The sequence below is a fragment of the Enterobacter sp. YSU genome (genome assembly GCF_016082135.1).
GTDB classification, from domain to species: Bacteria; Pseudomonadota; Gammaproteobacteria; order Enterobacterales; family Enterobacteriaceae; genus Enterobacter; species Enterobacter hormaechei_C.
The window spans coordinates 2127250-2141871 of sequence record NZ_CP059487.1 but is presented as its reverse complement, the minus strand read 5'-3'; the positions used below and the strand labels follow the sequence as shown (position 1 = coordinate 2141871).

At 55.4% G+C, this 14622-nt stretch carries 18 protein-coding genes; 3 read left to right on the top strand and 15 right to left on the bottom strand.

Going from position 1 to position 14622, the window contains the following annotated elements; genetic code table 11:
• From H2Z33_RS23580 to fkpA, 9 genes are all read right to left on the bottom strand, one after another.
• The coding region (locus H2Z33_RS23580; RefSeq protein WP_000031655.1) for a GTP-binding protein at positions 1 to 176 on the bottom strand (176 nt) is incomplete at its 3' end.
• Between the two features lie 69 nt (positions 177 to 245).
• A complete protein-coding gene (fusA, locus tag H2Z33_RS10285; RefSeq protein ID WP_006812195.1) occupies positions 246 to 2360 on the bottom strand; it encodes an elongation factor G in 2115 nt (704 codons plus the stop codon).
• Positions 2361 to 2456: 96 nt separating this feature from the next.
• Complete coding sequence (rpsG, locus tag H2Z33_RS10280) at positions 2457 to 2927, bottom strand: 30S ribosomal protein S7 (protein WP_003861706.1); 471 nt, start codon at positions 2925 to 2927, stop codon at positions 2457 to 2459.
• Between the two features lie 96 nt (positions 2928 to 3023).
• Positions 3024 to 3398 (bottom strand): 30S ribosomal protein S12, encoded by a 375-nt coding sequence (rpsL, locus tag H2Z33_RS10275; RefSeq protein WP_000246815.1) that lies wholly within the window; start codon positions 3396 to 3398, stop codon positions 3024 to 3026.
• Between the two features lie 124 nt (positions 3399 to 3522).
• Positions 3523 to 3810, bottom strand: a complete 288-nt coding sequence (tusB, locus tag H2Z33_RS10270; RefSeq protein WP_015571409.1) for a sulfurtransferase complex subunit TusB — start codon at positions 3808 to 3810, stop codon at positions 3523 to 3525.
• A 7-nt stretch (positions 3811 to 3817) separates the two neighbouring features.
• Positions 3818 to 4177 carry a sulfurtransferase complex subunit TusC gene (gene tusC, locus H2Z33_RS10265; protein WP_003861700.1) on the bottom strand — a complete coding sequence of 120 codons (360 nt, stop codon included), beginning with the start codon at positions 4175 to 4177 and terminating at the stop codon, positions 3818 to 3820.
• The gene (tusD, locus tag H2Z33_RS10260) at positions 4177 to 4563 is read right to left on the bottom strand and encodes a sulfurtransferase complex subunit TusD (protein ID WP_003861699.1); all 387 of its coding nucleotides are present in this window, start codon (positions 4561 to 4563) and stop codon (positions 4177 to 4179) included. Before tusD ends, tusC begins: the two co-directional genes overlap by 1 nt.
• Complete coding sequence (locus tag H2Z33_RS10255) at positions 4563 to 5285, bottom strand: transcriptional regulator (RefSeq protein WP_003861697.1); 723 nt, start codon at positions 5283 to 5285, stop codon at positions 4563 to 4565. The genes tusD and H2Z33_RS10255 overlap by 1 nt, the downstream gene beginning before the upstream one ends.
• A 167-nt stretch (positions 5286 to 5452) precedes the next feature.
• Positions 5453 to 6271, bottom strand: a complete 819-nt coding sequence (fkpA, locus tag H2Z33_RS10250; protein ID WP_003861695.1) for an FKBP-type peptidyl-prolyl cis-trans isomerase — start codon at positions 6269 to 6271, stop codon at positions 5453 to 5455.
• Between the two features lie 238 nt (positions 6272 to 6509).
• Between fkpA and H2Z33_RS10245 the strand changes: the two genes are divergently transcribed.
• Complete coding sequence (locus H2Z33_RS10245) at positions 6510 to 6728, top strand: protein SlyX (protein ID WP_003861693.1); 219 nt, start codon at positions 6510 to 6512, stop codon at positions 6726 to 6728.
• A gap of 52 nt (positions 6729 to 6780) precedes the next feature.
• On the opposite strand, the gene slyD is transcribed toward H2Z33_RS10245, so the two are convergent.
• The 4 genes from slyD to kefG form a co-directional block, all read right to left on the bottom strand.
• The gene (gene slyD, locus H2Z33_RS10240; RefSeq protein WP_003861691.1) at positions 6781 to 7371 is read right to left on the bottom strand and encodes a peptidylprolyl isomerase; all 591 of its coding nucleotides are present in this window, start codon (positions 7369 to 7371) and stop codon (positions 6781 to 6783) included.
• Positions 7372 to 7465: 94 nt separating this feature from the next.
• The gene (locus tag H2Z33_RS10235) at positions 7466 to 7666 is read right to left on the bottom strand and encodes a YheV family putative zinc ribbon protein (RefSeq protein ID WP_003861689.1); all 201 of its coding nucleotides are present in this window, start codon (positions 7664 to 7666) and stop codon (positions 7466 to 7468) included.
• A gap of 13 nt (positions 7667 to 7679) precedes the next feature.
• The gene (kefB, locus tag H2Z33_RS10230) at positions 7680 to 9485 is read right to left on the bottom strand and encodes a glutathione-regulated potassium-efflux system protein KefB (RefSeq protein ID WP_032103994.1); all 1806 of its coding nucleotides are present in this window, start codon (positions 9483 to 9485) and stop codon (positions 7680 to 7682) included.
• Entirely contained in the window at positions 9485 to 10036 is a 552-nt protein-coding gene (gene kefG / locus H2Z33_RS10225; RefSeq protein WP_003861686.1) for a glutathione-regulated potassium-efflux system ancillary protein KefG, read from the bottom strand. The genes kefB and kefG overlap by 1 nt, the downstream gene beginning before the upstream one ends.
• A 132-nt stretch (positions 10037 to 10168) precedes the next feature.
• Between kefG and H2Z33_RS10220 the strand changes: the two genes are divergently transcribed.
• Both H2Z33_RS10220 and H2Z33_RS10215 read left to right on the top strand, forming a co-directional pair.
• A complete protein-coding gene (locus tag H2Z33_RS10220) occupies positions 10169 to 12073 on the top strand; it encodes an ABC transporter ATP-binding protein (protein ID WP_063135379.1) in 1905 nt (634 codons plus the stop codon).
• 15 nt (positions 12074 to 12088) lie between these two features.
• Positions 12089 to 13021 carry a LysR substrate-binding domain-containing protein gene (locus H2Z33_RS10215; protein WP_017384171.1) on the top strand — a complete coding sequence of 311 codons (933 nt, stop codon included), beginning with the start codon at positions 12089 to 12091 and terminating at the stop codon, positions 13019 to 13021.
• Positions 13022 to 13106: 85 nt separating this feature from the next.
• Here H2Z33_RS10215 and mdcH read toward each other — a convergent pair whose 3' ends face one another.
• Together mdcH and H2Z33_RS10205 are read right to left on the bottom strand one after the other, a co-directional pair.
• The gene (gene mdcH / locus H2Z33_RS10210) at positions 13107 to 14003 is read right to left on the bottom strand and encodes a malonate decarboxylase subunit epsilon (RefSeq protein ID WP_023295524.1); all 897 of its coding nucleotides are present in this window, start codon (positions 14001 to 14003) and stop codon (positions 13107 to 13109) included.
• Positions 14003 to 14620: a malonate decarboxylase holo-ACP synthase gene (locus H2Z33_RS10205; RefSeq protein WP_045910890.1), complete on the bottom strand. Its 618-nt coding sequence runs from the start codon at positions 14618 to 14620 to the stop codon at positions 14003 to 14005. Before H2Z33_RS10205 ends, mdcH begins: the two co-directional genes overlap by 1 nt.
• Positions 14621 to 14622: the final 2 nt, after the last annotated feature.

Sequence of the window (14622 nt, the reverse complement as noted above, 5' to 3'; positions counted from 1 at the left end):
CGAGCTTTTTCTTCTGGTGCGTTATCGATCTGGTCGAAAGCACGAGCAGCACCGCCGTAGGTTTTAGCCAGTACGGTGGTGATTGCAGCAGTCAGGGTAGTTTTACCATGGTCAACGTGGCCGATAGTACCAACGTTGACGTGCGGTTTTGTACGTTCAAATTTTTCTTTAGACACGGCTATATTCCTTACTATAGTGCTCTCCCCTTCGGAGAGAGCACGGGACTTAGGTTTTAATCCTGTGGATTACTTACCACGGGCTTCGATAACGGCCTGAGCAACGTTGTTCGGCGCATCATCATACTTCAGGAATTCCATAGTGTATGATGCACGACCTTTGGTCAGAGAACGCAGCTGAGTTGCATATCCGAACATTTCAGACAGCGGAACTTCAGCGTGGATCTTAACGCCAGTTACTTCGGATTCCTGACCACGCAGCATACCGCGACGACGGCTCAAGTCACCGATAACGTCACCGGTGTTCTCTTCAGGAGTTTCTACTTCAACCTTCATGATCGGCTCAAGCAGAACTGGTTTTGCTTTCTTAAAGCCTTCTTTAAAGGCAATAGACGCAGCCAGTTTAAACGCCAGTTCAGAGGAGTCAACGTCGTGGTAAGAACCGAAGTGCAGACGAACACCCATGTCTACAACCGGGTAACCAGCCAGAGGACCAGCTTTCAGCTGCTCCTGGATGCCTTTATCAACGGCAGGGATGTATTCGCCAGGAATTACACCACCTTTGATGTCGTTGATGAACTCGTAACCTTTAGGGTTAGAGCCCGGCTCCAGTGGGTACATGTCGATCACAACGTGACCGTACTGACCGCGACCACCAGACTGCTTAGCGTGTTTACCTTCAACATCGGTAACTTTCGCGCGAATCGCTTCGCGGTAAGCAACCTGAGGTTTACCCACGTTCGCTTCAACGTTGAATTCACGCTTCATACGGTCAACGATGATGTCCAGGTGCAGTTCACCCATACCAGCGATGATGGTCTGGTTAGATTCTTCATCAGTCCATACGCGGAATGATGGGTCTTCTTTCGCCAGACGGCCCAGAGCCAGACCCATTTTTTCCTGGTCAGCTTTGGTTTTTGGTTCAACTGCGATGGAGATTACCGGCTCAGGGAATTCCATACGCTCCAGAATGATCGGGTGATCCGGGTCACACAGGGTGTCACCAGTGGTCACGTCTTTCAGACCGATAGCAGCAGCGATGTCGCCCGCACGAACTTCTTTGATCTCTTCACGTTTGTTAGCGTGCATCTGTACGATACGGCCAAAACGTTCACGCGCCGCTTTCACGGAGTTCAGGATGGTGTCACCGGAGTTAACCACACCAGAGTAAACGCGGAAGAAGGTCAGGTTACCCACGAATGGGTCGGTAGCAATTTTGAACGCCAGTGCAGAGAACGGCTCGTCATCACTTGCGTGACGCTCAGCCGGAGTATCTTTACCGTCGTCCAGGATGCCGTTGATCGCAGGAACGTCAACCGGGGATGGCAGGTAGTCAACTACCGCATCCAGCATCGCCTGAACACCTTTGTTCTTGAACGCAGAACCACAGGTTACCAGGATGATTTCGTTGTTCAGAACGCGCTGACGCAGAGCAGATTTGATCTCTTGCTCAGACAGTTCTTCACCACCCAGGTATTTCTCCATCAGCTCTTCAGAAGCTTCTGCTGCGGATTCGATCAGGTTCTGGTGCCATTCGTCAGCCAGGTCCTGCATCTCTGCCGGGATATCTTCGTATTCGAAGGTAACGCCCGCATCTGCTTCGTTCCAGTTGATGGCTTTCATTTTCACCAGGTCGATAACGCCGGTGAAACCTTCTTCAGCACCAATTGCCAGCTGAAGCGGAACAGGGTTCGCGCCCAGACGGGTTTTGATCTGGCCAACAACTTTCAGGAAGTTAGCACCCATACGGTCCATTTTGTTAACGAACGCGATGCGTGGAACTTTATATTTGTTTGCCTGACGCCATACGGTTTCAGACTGTGGCTGAACACCACCAACTGCGCAATAAACCATTACCGCGCCGTCAAGAACACGCATGGAACGTTCTACTTCGATGGTGAAGTCAACGTGCCCTGGGGTGTCGATGATGTTTACGCGATGCGGTTCGTACTGCTTAGCCATACCTGACCAGAATGCAGTAGTCGCTGCGGAGGTGATAGTAATACCACGCTCCTGCTCCTGTTCCATCCAGTCCATGGTGGCTGCGCCGTCATGAACTTCACCGATTTTATGGTTTACACCGGTGTAGAACAGAATACGTTCGGTAGTAGTGGTTTTACCGGCGTCGATGTGCGCACTGATACCGATGTTACGGTAGCGTGCGATGGGTGTTGTACGAGCCATTTGATTCCTCGTTTATATCTTTAGGCGTTCAGTTAAGTTACCCAGAGCGGGCGGCTTCTCTGAAGCGCCCGCCTGGTGACTACGACTCCGAAGGGATTACCAACGGTAGTGTGCGAACGCCTTGTTGGCTTCTGCCATACGGTGAACGTCTTCACGTTTCTTAACTGCGGTACCTTTGTTTTCCGCAGCATCAGAAAGTTCGTTCGCCAGACGCAGAGCCATGGATTTATCACCGCGTTTACGAGCAGCTTCAACGATCCAACGCATTGCCAGAGCATTACGACGAACCGGACGAACTTCAACTGGAACCTGATAAGTAGAACCACCAACGCGGCGAGACTTAACTTCTACAGTCGGGCGCACGTTGTCGAGAGCGACTTCGAAGGCTTCCAGTTCATTTTTACCAGAACGCTGAGCCAGGGTCTCCAGCGCGCTGTATACGATTGCTTCTGCGGTAGATTTTTTACCATCTACCATCAGGATATTTACAAATTTTGCCAGCAGTTCTGATCCGAATTTCGGATCTGGAAGAATTTTACGCTGACCAATGACGCGACGACGTGGCATGGGATTACTCCGTTGTTAATTCAGGATTGTCCAAAACTCTACGAGTTTAGTTTGACATTAAGATAAATCAGTTTGGCCTTACTTAACGGAGAACCATTAAGCCTTAGGACGCTTCACGCCGTACTTGGAGCGAGCCTGCTTACGGTCTTTAACACCTGAGCAGTCCAGCGCACCACGAACGGTGTGGTAACGAACACCCGGAAGGTCTTTAACACGACCGCCACGGATCAGGATCACGGAGTGCTCCTGAAGGTTGTGACCTTCACCACCGATGTAGGAAGTCACTTCGAAACCGTTAGTCAAACGCACACGGCATACTTTACGCAGTGCGGAGTTTGGTTTTTTAGGAGTGGTGGTATATACACGAGTACATACGCCACGTTTCTGCGGGCAGGCTTCCAGCGCAGGCACGTTGCTTTTTGCAACTTTGCGTGCACGTGGTTTGCGTACCAGCTGGTTAACTGTTGCCATTAAATAGCTCCTGGTTTTAGCTTTTGCTTCGTAAACACGTAATAAAACGACCTCATACAATATGAGGACGCGAAATTTTAGGGCTACGTCGAAAAGGTGTCAAGAAATATACAGCGATCTCAAATCACCAGTTCATTTGACTGGCGTGCGTCACAGTAAGATTGACGAAATCAGTATAGCCAACCACGTCAATTTTGGCTGAAATTTGACCAGAAAGACCCCGCGCATCCAGATCCTCTTTCAGCGCAGAGACTGTTATGGGGGCATTAGCGAGGATTTCAACAAAACGGCTGCCTTCAAGCGCCGCAAGCACGCCATCCTGAATCAGCAGCAGATCATCACCTTCGCGCAGCATGCTCAGTAACGTGTCGATATCGCATTGCCACGGTGAACGGCTCAGGGTATGGAGCATGACAGCCTCAGAAAGTCAGAACGGTATCGTAGTGAGAGAGTTGTTCGCGCAGCGCAGCAGATGTCAGGATCGTCACGTCCAGCACGAACGGAGTTTTCTCGTTTAACCCACGCGCGGCCAGCGAGTCGGCGCACACATAGAAGGTTTCAATGTCATAGAGCGGCAGAACTTTGAAGGTCGCAATGTAGTCGCGCGCAAGAATGGCCTGCGGTTGTTGGCCTGCCAGAAGCTGGAATACGCCATCGCCTAAAAAGAAGACGCCGATATCTTCGGTTAAAGCCGATGTCGCGAGCAATGCATCCAGCCCTTCCCGGCCTGAAGCGCTGCCATGCGGCGCAGAAGTAAAAACAAACGCTACGCGCTTCATCAAAATTGCACCACTCTGTCGCAGGTCAACGCCGCCTGTGCCAGGGCACCTAGTCCGCTGAGCGAAAAGCCCGGTTGCAGGTTAGCCCCCGCCAGACCAAGGCGCTCGGCTTCGGTCGCATCCGTCACGCCGCGACGCAGTGCCGCCGCGACGCAGATATGCAGGTCGACGCCCTGCGTTTCGTTTAATTTTTGCCAGGCGCGCACGAGGTCAAACTCATCGCTCGCCGGAGACGTAAACTGGTTCGCGTTATATACGCCTTCGCGATAAAAGAAGACGCTTGCCAGTTCATGACCGGCATCAAGCAGCGCATGGGCAAACTGTAGCGCGCTGCTGGCCTGCTGGGTACCGTACGCCGGGCCCGTCACCATTAACGCAAAACGCATTACTTGTCTTGTCCCAGGAAGTCGCCGCTTTTGAACTGGCGAATATAGAGGTAAACCGTGTGTTTGGAGATATTCAGGCGATCGGCCACCTGGTTGATGGCATCTTTGATATCAAAAATCCCTTTCTCATAGAGGTTCAGGACGATCTGACGATTCTTGGCGTTGTTGGATACGTTGCGATCGGCATTCACCTCTTCAATGGTGAACTCCAGCGTCTGGGTCACGAGATCCTCAACCGAAGAAGCAAAGTTCACCGATGAGCCCACGTCCGGCGTTTCTGGCGGGATGAAGGTGCTCATGATTTGCGAGAATGGCACATCAAGGTTCATGTTGATGCACAGCAAACCGATTACCCGGTGTTCGCGATTTCGAATCGCGATCGTTTCTGATTTCATCAGCACGCCACTTTTGGCGCGGGTGAAATAGCATTTTGAGACGCTGCTGTCCGCGCCGGTCATGTCATGCAACATACGCAATGCAAGGTCGGTGATTGGCGAACCAATTTTACGGCCAGTGTGCTCACCATTCGCAATGCGGATAGCGGAACACTTAAGATCTTGCAGGGAATGCAATACGATTTCGCAGTGGGAACCAATGAGCATCGCTAACCCGTCCACTACCGCTTCGTAGGATTTCAGAATATCGAAGTCGGTCTGGTCAAATGGACGTTGATCCAGCAAATCAAGTTCACTGGTTTCGTTGGTTAAAAGCGACCTGGACATGAAAAAAACACTCCTTTTCAGGAGCCTGTCGTTAGGTTTTCAGGGCAGGCTCATTATCTACACGGACAACTAAATTAATACAGCGTGTATAACGCTTTCCAGTGTTAATTATATCTGCCCCACAATAAAAAAACCGCCGCCTGTAAAGGCGGCGGTTTTTTTCAGGATTACTTCTTAGCTGCTGCGGCTTTGTCGTCAGCCGGTGCGTCTGTTTTCGCATCCGCTTTCGGCGCCGGTTTGATGTCCAGCAGTTCTACATCAAATACCAACGTGGAGTTAGCCGGGATACCCGGAACGCCGGTTTTGCCGTAAGCCAGATCCGGTGGGATGACCAGCTTGATTTTACCGCCTTTCTTGATGTTCTTCAGGCCTTCGGTCCAGCCCGGGATCACACCATCCAGACGGAAGGAGAGAGGCTCACCGCGGGTATAAGAGTTATCGAACTCTTTACCGTCGATCAGCGTACCTTTGTAGTTCACCACAACGGTGTCGCTGTCTTTAGGCGCGTCGCCGGTACCTTCTTTCTCAACTTTATAGATCAGGCCAGTAGAAGAGGTTTTAACGCCTTTCTCTTTAGCGAACTTGTCGCGGTAGGCTTTGCCTTTCGCTTCGTTATCTTTAGCGTCTGCTTCCATCTTAGTCTGAGCGGCGCCTTTCACGCGCGCTTCAAACGCTTGCAGAGTCTGCTCGATTTCCTGGTCAGACAGTTTGCTCTTGTCTGCGAACGCATCCTGAACCCCTGCGATCAGCTGATTTTTGTCCAGTTTGATGCCCAGTTTCTCTTGTTCTTTCAGAGAGTTTTCCATGTAACGACCCAGAGACGCGCCAAGTGCGTAGGCGGATTTCTGGTCGTCATTTTTGAATGCCGCTTTGCTGTCTGTAGTCGCAGCAGGCTTCGCAGCAGTATCAGCAGCGAAAGACAGCGGCGCATTGAGCGCTACAGCCATAGTGGTCGCCAGCAGCGTAACTTTAAACAGTGATTTCATCCATATCTCCAGGACCTGAGGTCTCTCACCCCAGTGTTAAACGTAAATGAGTGACGTACTATAAAACGTTGTGGAAGAAATCTACAGACAGACTCCCCCGAATGTCGCTTCTTTTCAGACTATTTTTGTTTAAATAAGTTTCTTGTCAGGGAGATGGATACTGTACTTAAGGAAAAAGTCAGCTAAACTTCGCCGCCGCTGGTCCATTATGGCGAATGAGAGATAAACGAGGTGAATGATGAAGGATACAACGATCGAAGCGAGACTGGCTGAGCTGGAAAGCCGCCTGGCTTTTCAGGACATCACCATCGAAGAACTGAATCAGACCGTGACGGCCCATGAGCTTGAAATGGCAAAACTGCGCGATCACATGCGCCTGCTGACGGAAAAGCTGAAGGCCACGCAGCCGTCAAACATTGCCTCTCAGTCAGAAGAGACGCCACCACCTCATTATTGAGGCGTAAAAAAAAGCGGGATTATCCCGCTTTTTTATTTTCCGGAGTACGGAATCAGTGGCAACCGCAGCCGCCGTTACCGCAACCACCTTTACCGTGGCCGTGGTCATGACCATGGTCGTGGCCGTGACCACCACAGCAGCCATCGTGGCCGTGATCGTGGTCATGATCGTGACCGTGCGCACCGTGAACGTGGCCATGAGCCAGCTCTTCTTCGGTCGCTTCACGGATCGCAACAACTTCTACGTTGAACTTCAGGTTCTGACCCGCCAGCATGTGGTTGCCGTCAACCACAACGTGGTCGTCTTCCACTTCAGTGATTTCAACCGGAACCGGACCCTGGTCAGTTTCCGCCAGGAAGCGCATGCCAACCTGCAACTCGTCAACGCCCATGAATACGTCTTTAGGAACGCGCTGAACCAGGTTGTCATCATACTGACCGTAAGCGTCGTTCGCGCCTACAGCAACGTCGAATTTGTCGCCAACTTCATGGCCTTCCAGCGCCGTTTCCAGGCCGGAAATCAGGGAACCGTGACCATGCAGGTAGTCCAGCGGCGCACTCACCGGAGACTCATCAACCAACACACCGTCTTCTGTACGTACCTGATAGGCCAGGCTGACCACCAGGTCTTTTGCTACTTTCATGATATCTCCTGAGCGTGGGAAAATTGCTGGCGCAGATTGTAGCGGAAATCTGCACCCGTGTACCCTTAAGCTTAAAAAAACTCAGAGCATATCGCTAGTCTGGATGAAAAATGCCGATCACTTGCTCTTCTTTGCGAACGTGATCGCGGGCTTCTTTATCGGCCTCACGCATCTGGTGACCGCACTTAACACATTCAACGATATCGATATTATTTTCACGCCACATGGCCAGCGTATCTTGCGCCTGGCAGGATGGGCATTTTGCGCCCGCGATAAAGCGTTTACGTACAGCCATCTTTCGTTACCCTTTATTCAAATTCATCCCAGCCGTCGAGCTGGCGTCGTTCCTGTTGCATCTCACGCTGGAAGATCTCCTCCAGTTCGCGACGCGCTTCCCGCACGCGGGAGATCTGCGCCGTGTCGCTGTGCACGGGCATCAGTTCACGCAGCATTCGCATATCCAGCCGGCGGAAATGCATCTGGGCGCGTTGCGCCTGGTGAGGATGCATACCCAGCGAAACCAGCGCCTTGCGTCCCAGCTCCAGCGCGCTGGAGAAGGTTTCGCGGGAGAAGTGTTTCACACCCGCCTGCAAAAGTTCGTGAGCCTCCACACGTCCACGCGCACGCGCCAGAATATGCAGATGCGGGAAATGCTGCTGGCACAGCTCCACCAGCTTCATCGTATCTTCCGGATCGTTGCAGGTGATGACGATGGACTCCGCAGCCTCTGCCCCCGCCGAGCGCAACAGCTCAAGCTGCGTCGCATCGCCGTAGTACACCTTATAACCATATTTGCGCATCAGGTTGACGGCGCTGATATCGCGCTCCAGCACCGTAATGCGCATTTTATTCGCCATCAACAGGCGACCAATCACCTGTCCGAAGCGACCAAAGCCCACGACGATCACCTGCGGTTTATCATCTTCCACCCACGGCGCTTCGTCTTCATCGTCTGCGGGATTCAGGCGGCGCGACAGCAGTTTGTCCACCAGCTTCATCAGCAGTGGCGTGGTCATCATCGACAGCGTAACCGTCACCAGCAGCAGCGCCATCTGGTCATCTTTGAACAGCTTCTGAGACGACGCCGTGGAAAACAGCACAAACGCAAATTCTCCACCCTGGCTTAACACGCTGGAAAACTGCATTCTTTCCGAGCTGCGCAGCCCGTAAATCCTCGCGAGGAGATACAGCACCAGCGTTTTGACCGCCACCAGCACGGCGACACTCGCAATAACCCACAGCAGATGGGTATAGAGCACGCCAAGATTAAGCGCCATACCCACCGAGATAAAGAACAACCCTAACAGCAGCCCCTTAAACGGATCGATGGCGGTCTCCAGCTCGTGGCGGTACTCGCTTTCCGCAAGCAGCACCCCGGCGATAAACGTCCCAAGCGCCATCGACAGCCCCAGCGCATCCATAAACAGCGCTGAGCCAAGCACCAGCAGCAGCGTTGCGGCGGTGAATACCTCGCGCACGCCGGATGCGGCAATAAACCGGAATACCGGACGCAGTAAAAACCGTCCGCCGATCAGCATCCCCGCGAAGGCCAGCACCTTCATGGAGATCTTCATCCAGTCGAAATGATCGTCTCCGGAGCCCGCCAGTAGCGGCACCAGCGCCAGCGCCGGGATCACCGCTAAATCCTGGAACAGCAGCACCGAAAAACCCAACTGCCCCGCCTCGTTGCGGTTCATCCCTTTGTCGCGCATCAGCTGAAGCGCCATCGCCGTCGACGACATCGCAAGACCGATCCCGCCAATCACCGCGGCCTGCCAGGAAAACTGCGTCAACATCAGCAGTCCCGCGAGAATGGCCGCGCTGAGTAACACCTGCGCCGCCCCGACGCCAAAAATAGATTGCCGCAGTTGCCACAGCTTGGCGGGGTTCAGCTCCAGCCCGATGATAAACATCAGGAAGACCACGCCCAGCTCGGAGAAGTGGAGAATTTCATCCACATCGCTGATAAATCCAAGCCCCCAGGGGCCAATGGCGATCCCTGCCAGCAAATAGCCCAGCACCGCGCCAATGCCGAGACGCGCAGCAAGCGGGACCGCGACGACGGCGGCAAACAGAAACAGCACCCCGGCAAGGAGTAAATTCGAACCGTCCATTAGCGTCCTCCCGCCGGAATCGGTGACGCCAGCCATTCGCCATAGGCCCTGGCATGGCTCGCCAGTGCTTTCGGATCCTGTCGCCGTGCCCAGTAGATAATAATCGGGCTCATCCAGTGCATACGGCACATCGCCGCCGTCAGCTCAAACGGCCGCAGAATGTCGCTCATGGGGTAACGGTTCAGCCCGTCGTGACGGTAAGCGCTTTCCGGCTCACCGGTGGTAATGACACTCCGCCAGTACTTTCCCGCCAGCTGGTTGCCCCCCACCCCGCTGGAGAAGCCCCGGCTCAGCACGCGGTCCAGCCACTCTTTCAGCAACGCCGGACAGCTGTAGGTATAAAGCGGATGCTGGAACACAATCACGTCGTGCTGACGCAGCAGTTCCTGCTCGTAAGGAATATCGATAAAAAAATCAGGATAGTGCGCGTAGAGATCGTGCACCGTTACGTTACTGAGCTGTGTGGCCGGCTTAAGCAGCACCCGGTTCGCCACCGAGTCCTGTGATTCCGGATGGGCATACAGCAGCAGCACTTTCGCTGTCTGAGACATCACTCCCCTCCCGGTTCTGTTTTTGTGTATTGTTGTCGTTTTGGGCTACCATGGCGGCCCGGTGGGGAAAATGGCCCACACCTTACATTATCATAATGACAAATTAACATAGTCGGAACATACGGCGCTTCTATGATAGTTTTCTCCTCGTTACAAATTCGTCGCGGCGTGCGCGTCCTGCTGGATAACGCGACTGCTACCATCAACCCGGGCCAGAAAGTGGGGCTGGTCGGCAAAAACGGCTGCGGTAAATCCACCCTGCTGGCGCTGCTGAAAAACGAGATAAGCGCGGATGGCGGTAACTTTACCTTCCCGGGCAACTGGCAGCTCGCCTGGGTGAACCAGGAGACGCCCGCGCTGAGCGAACCCGCGCTCGACTATGTTATCGACGGCGATCGTGAATACCGCAAGCTCGAAGCGGAGCTCAACGCCGCCAACGAACGTAACGACGGCCACGCCATCGCCACCGTCCACGGCAAGCTGGACGCCATCGATGCCTGGACCATTCGCTCCCGTGCCTCCAGCCTGCTGCACGGTCTGGGCTTCAGCAACGAACAGCTTGAACGCCCGGTGAGCGATTTCTCCGGCGGCTGGCGTATGCGCCTTAACCTGGCGCAGGCGCTGATCTGCCGCTCCGACCTTTTGCTGCTCGATGAACCAACCAACCACCTCGATCTTGATGCGGTTATTTGGCTGGAGAAGTGGCTCAAGAGCTATCAGGGCACTCTGATTCTGATCTCCCACGATCGCGACTTCCTCGATCCGGTGGTGGATAAAATCATTCATATCGAACAGCAAAGCATGTTCGAATACACCGGCAACTACAGCTCTTTCGAGCGCCAGCGCGCGACGCGCCTAGCCCAGCAGCAGGCGATGTATGAAAGCCAGCAGCAGCGCGTGGCGCACCTGCAAAGCTTTGTGGATCGCTTCAAGGCCAAGGCGTCAAAAGCCAAGCAGGCGCAGAGCCGCATCAAGATGCTGGAACGCATGGAGATGATCGCCCCGGCGCACGTGGATAACCCGTTCCACTTCAGCTTCCGCGAGCCTGAAAGCCTGCCTAACCCGCTGCTGAAGATGGAGAAGGTCAGCGCGGGCTATGGCGATCGCATTATCCTCGACTCTATCAAGCTCAACCTGGTGCCAGGTTCACGCATTGGTCTGCTGGGGCGCAACGGTGCCGGTAAATCGACGCTGATCAAACTGCTGGCGGGCGAGCTTAACCCGGTCAGCGGCGAAATCGGGCTGGCGAAGGGCATCAAGCTAGGCTACTTCGCCCAGCATCAGCTGGAATTTTTACGCGCGGATGAATCGCCGATCCAGCACCTGGCGCGCCTGGCGCCGCAGGAGATGGAGCAGAAACTGCGCGACTACCTCGGCGGCTTTGGCTTCCAGGGCGATAAGGTGACGGAAAATACAGCGCGTTTCTCCGGCGGCGAAAAGGCCCGTCTGGTGCTGGCGCTGATCGTCTGGCAGCGTCCAAACCTGCTGCTGCTTGATGAACCGACCAACCACCTCGATCTCGACATGCGCCAGGCGCTGACCGAAGCGCTGATCGAGTTCGAAGGAGCGCTGGTTGTCGTATCGCACGACCGCCACCTGATCCGCTCCACCACCGACGATCTCTACCTGGTGCACGGCGGCAAAGTGGAGCCGTTCGACGGCGATCTGGAAGATTACCAGCAGTGGCTGACGGACGTGCAGAAGCAGGAAAACCAGCCGGAAGAGTCAGCGAAAGACAACGCCAACAGCGCCCAGGCGCGTAAAGACCAGAAGCGCCGTGAAGCGGAACTGCGCACCCAGACGCAGCCGTTGCGTAAAGAGATTGCCCGTCTTGAAAAAGAGATGGAAAAGCTCAACGCCACGCTTGCTGCCGTCGAAGAGAAGCTGGGCGACAGCGAACTGTACGATCAGAGCCGCAAAGCGGAGCTGACGGACTGTCTGCAAACTCAGGCGAAAGCCAAATCCAGCCTCGAAGAGTGCGAAATGGCATGGCTGGACGCGCAGGAACAGCTGGAAGCGATGCTGCAAGCCGACTAACACGCCGGGAGGGTTATGGGCTTCGATACCACGAGCGAGATTACATTCCGTAAGCTCAGCATCTTCATGACGTTCATGGAGAAGGGCAATATCGCACGTACCGCCGAAACGCTCGGCCTGAGCGGTGTCAGCGTGCACCGCGCGCTGCATACCCTCGAAGAGAACGTCCGCTGCCCGCTCTTTGCTCACAAAGGGCGTAACCTGATTGCCCTCCCCTCCGCGTGGACGCTGCTGGAGTATTGTCAGGAGGTGATGCAGGTGATGGAGCGCGGGCTGGAAGAGTCGCGCAAGATCGCCGGTATCGGCCAGGGACGGTTGCGCGTCGGCACGCTCTACTCGCTGACGCTGGAAACCGTGCCGCGCCTGATAATGGGCATGAAGCTGCGCCGTCCGGATCTGGAGATGGATCTGACGATGGGCTCGAACGAAACCCTGCTCCATATGCTGGATGAGGGATCGCTGGATGCGATTTTAATCTCTATTTCCGAAAGCGATATCGACCGTAACAGCCTCGAAGTGCTTCCTCTGTTCCATGACGATATTTTCCTTGCCGCACCGGCCTCTGCCACGCTGAATACCAGCGGCCCCGCCGATCTGCGTGATTATAAAGATCAGAAGTTTGTCGCCCTCGCGGAAGGGTTCGCCACTTACGCCGGGTTTCAGGAAGCGTTTCATATCGCCGGTTTCGAGCCGGAGATTGTGACGCGCGTGAACGATATCTTCTCGATGCTGAGTCTGGTGCAGGCGGGGGTCGGGTTTACGCTGATGCCGGGCAGGATGAAGAAAGTGTATGAAAATTCGGTACAGCTACTGAAGCTGGCGCAGCCGTACCAGATGCAGCAGCTGATTGCGATCGTCTTTGCCCGCAACCGCGAGCAGGATCCGAGCCTGCGGGCATTGGCCGCGGAAGGGCGGATGTATGCGAGAAGTTTGCAGGATAGTGCCTGATGTTACTGCCCGGTGGCGGCTGCGCCTTACCGGGCCTACTCCCGAATTGTAGGCCCGGTAAGCGTAGCGCCACCGGGCTAAAAACTCATGCACGAAGCCGACCCGCCAGATGCACCGCCACGTCCACCCCGCTGCGCTCCAGCGAAATGGATTCGCCTTCCCACGCCGCCTGCCGCGTCAGACAGGTCAGGATGCCCCCTGGCGGCATCTCAATCGCCAGCCGCGCTTCACGCTCGTTAGCGGAAATCACCGCCTCCTGCCAGCGCACGGTTCGCGCCATATTCATCGCCAGATCGTCGGCAATTTTCTCCGGCTGCCAGAGCACGCGTCCGGTACTGCCGCTCAGGTACGCACAGCCCGGACGTGAAAGCGTGACCGAATTAAATGCTGCCACCAGCTTCTGCGCCGGTTCCGCCAGCAGTTCACAGTGCGACGGTACGCTCACCGCCAGCCGCTTAGCCTTGCTCGCGCCTTTTGCCAGGGCGCGCTCCGCCACCTGCGCCATGCCGTCATCGGCTCCGGCAATCACGATCTGCGTTTCGGCGTTCAGGTTAGCAATATAGGTTCCTGTCCCCTCAAGCAGGTTTTCCACCTGGGGCAGGGTCAACCCCATAATCGCCGTCAGGCCGTAGCCGTGCGGGTATGCCTGCTCCATCAGATCGCCGCGCAACGCCACCAGCTTCAGCGCGTCCATAAAGTCCAGCGCACCGGCGATAACCGCCGCAGGATAAGCGCCAATGGACAGCCCGCTGACGATATCCGGCGACACGCCGCGACGTTCCAGCTCGCGCGCCCACGCCACGCCGGCAATCAACAGCGAAAGCTGAACCGCACGGGTGTGGGTTAACGAGCATGCGCTGTCCAGGGTATCGACTTCCGCCCCCAGCACAGCACGGGCCTGCTCCAGCTCCGTTCCCGGCAGGTTTTGCAGCATACCTTCATGCTGTGTGCCCTGCCCCGGAAAGGTAAACAGTATTTTCATTACTCCTCCCTGTGCCATGGATCCGCCACCAGGCGCGGTCCACATTGCGTTTTTAGCAGCGTTTTGCCGTCGCGTAACCATTCCGCCAGCGCGAATCCGCCCTCGGGCGTGTCCACCTGCGTATCCGCCCGGCACAACGCACGGCTGAGCTGAGCCTGCCAGCCAGTAAACGCCTCAGGGGAAACGGCACGCGGGGCGCGGATGAGCAGATCGAGATCGCTGTCGGCGTGGATCACCGGAATGCCGGTCGCCAGCGCGTAACCCGTACTGCCGGTTATCCCCCACGTCCACGTCCACGACTGCTGCGCAAGCTGAAGCGCCACCTGAACCGGCGGCTGAGTGATAAACGGCGAACGCAGCAGGTCGGCGGCAACGCTCAAATCTTCGGGCGACACCACGCGCAACACGTTCTCAGGCTTCACCCATCCGCCCGCCCGCTGGTCGCGGCGCAATCCGCGCACGCCAACGGGAATACGGCCTTCATTATCAACATCACGCCGCACCACTACCGGTAGTCCGGTATGCCAGGCCGCGTCCACCCAGGATTCGGTAACCCCTTCCAGGGCGTCGCGCGCGGTAAGCCAGATGAGGTCGTGTGGGCGTAATGTTGTGGTCATGA

What these genes read in the sequence shown, in the direction of transcription:
- fusA (WP_006812195.1), bottom strand. Translation starts at nt 2,360, where the DNA reads ATGGCTCGTACAACACCCATCGCACGCTACCGTAACATCGGTATCAGT.
- rpsG (WP_003861706.1), bottom strand. Translation starts at nt 2,927, where the DNA reads ATGCCACGTCGTCGCGTCATTGGTCAGCGTAAAATTCTTCCAGATCCG.
- rpsL (WP_000246815.1), bottom strand. Translation starts at nt 3,398, where the DNA reads ATGGCAACAGTTAACCAGCTGGTACGCAAACCACGTGCACGCAAAGTT.
- tusB (WP_015571409.1), bottom strand. Translation starts at nt 3,810, where the DNA reads ATGCTCCATACCCTGAGCCGTTCACCGTGGCAATGCGATATCGACACG.
- tusC (WP_003861700.1), bottom strand. Translation starts at nt 4,177, where the DNA reads ATGAAGCGCGTAGCGTTTGTTTTTACTTCTGCGCCGCATGGCAGCGCT.
- tusD (WP_003861699.1), bottom strand. Translation starts at nt 4,563, where the DNA reads ATGCGTTTTGCGTTAATGGTGACGGGCCCGGCGTACGGTACCCAGCAG.
- H2Z33_RS10255 (WP_003861697.1), bottom strand. Translation starts at nt 5,285, where the DNA reads ATGTCCAGGTCGCTTTTAACCAACGAAACCAGTGAACTTGATTTGCTG.
- fkpA (WP_003861695.1), bottom strand. Translation starts at nt 6,271, where the DNA reads ATGAAATCACTGTTTAAAGTTACGCTGCTGGCGACCACTATGGCTGTA.
- H2Z33_RS10245 (WP_003861693.1), top strand. Translation starts at nt 6,510, where the DNA reads ATGAAGGATACAACGATCGAAGCGAGACTGGCTGAGCTGGAAAGCCGC.
- slyD (WP_003861691.1), bottom strand. Translation starts at nt 7,371, where the DNA reads ATGAAAGTAGCAAAAGACCTGGTGGTCAGCCTGGCCTATCAGGTACGT.
- H2Z33_RS10235 (WP_003861689.1), bottom strand. Translation starts at nt 7,666, where the DNA reads ATGGCTGTACGTAAACGCTTTATCGCGGGCGCAAAATGCCCATCCTGC.
- kefB (WP_032103994.1), bottom strand. Translation starts at nt 9,485, where the DNA reads ATGGACGGTTCGAATTTACTCCTTGCCGGGGTGCTGTTTCTGTTTGCC.
- kefG (WP_003861686.1), bottom strand. Translation starts at nt 10,036, where the DNA reads ATGTCTCAGACAGCGAAAGTGCTGCTGCTGTATGCCCATCCGGAATCA.
- H2Z33_RS10220 (WP_063135379.1), top strand. Translation starts at nt 10,169, where the DNA reads ATGATAGTTTTCTCCTCGTTACAAATTCGTCGCGGCGTGCGCGTCCTG.
- H2Z33_RS10215 (WP_017384171.1), top strand. Translation starts at nt 12,089, where the DNA reads ATGGGCTTCGATACCACGAGCGAGATTACATTCCGTAAGCTCAGCATC.
- mdcH (WP_023295524.1), bottom strand. Translation starts at nt 14,003, where the DNA reads ATGAAAATACTGTTTACCTTTCCGGGGCAGGGCACACAGCATGAAGGT.
- H2Z33_RS10205 (WP_045910890.1), bottom strand. Translation starts at nt 14,620, where the DNA reads ATGACCACAACATTACGCCCACACGACCTCATCTGGCTTACCGCGCGC.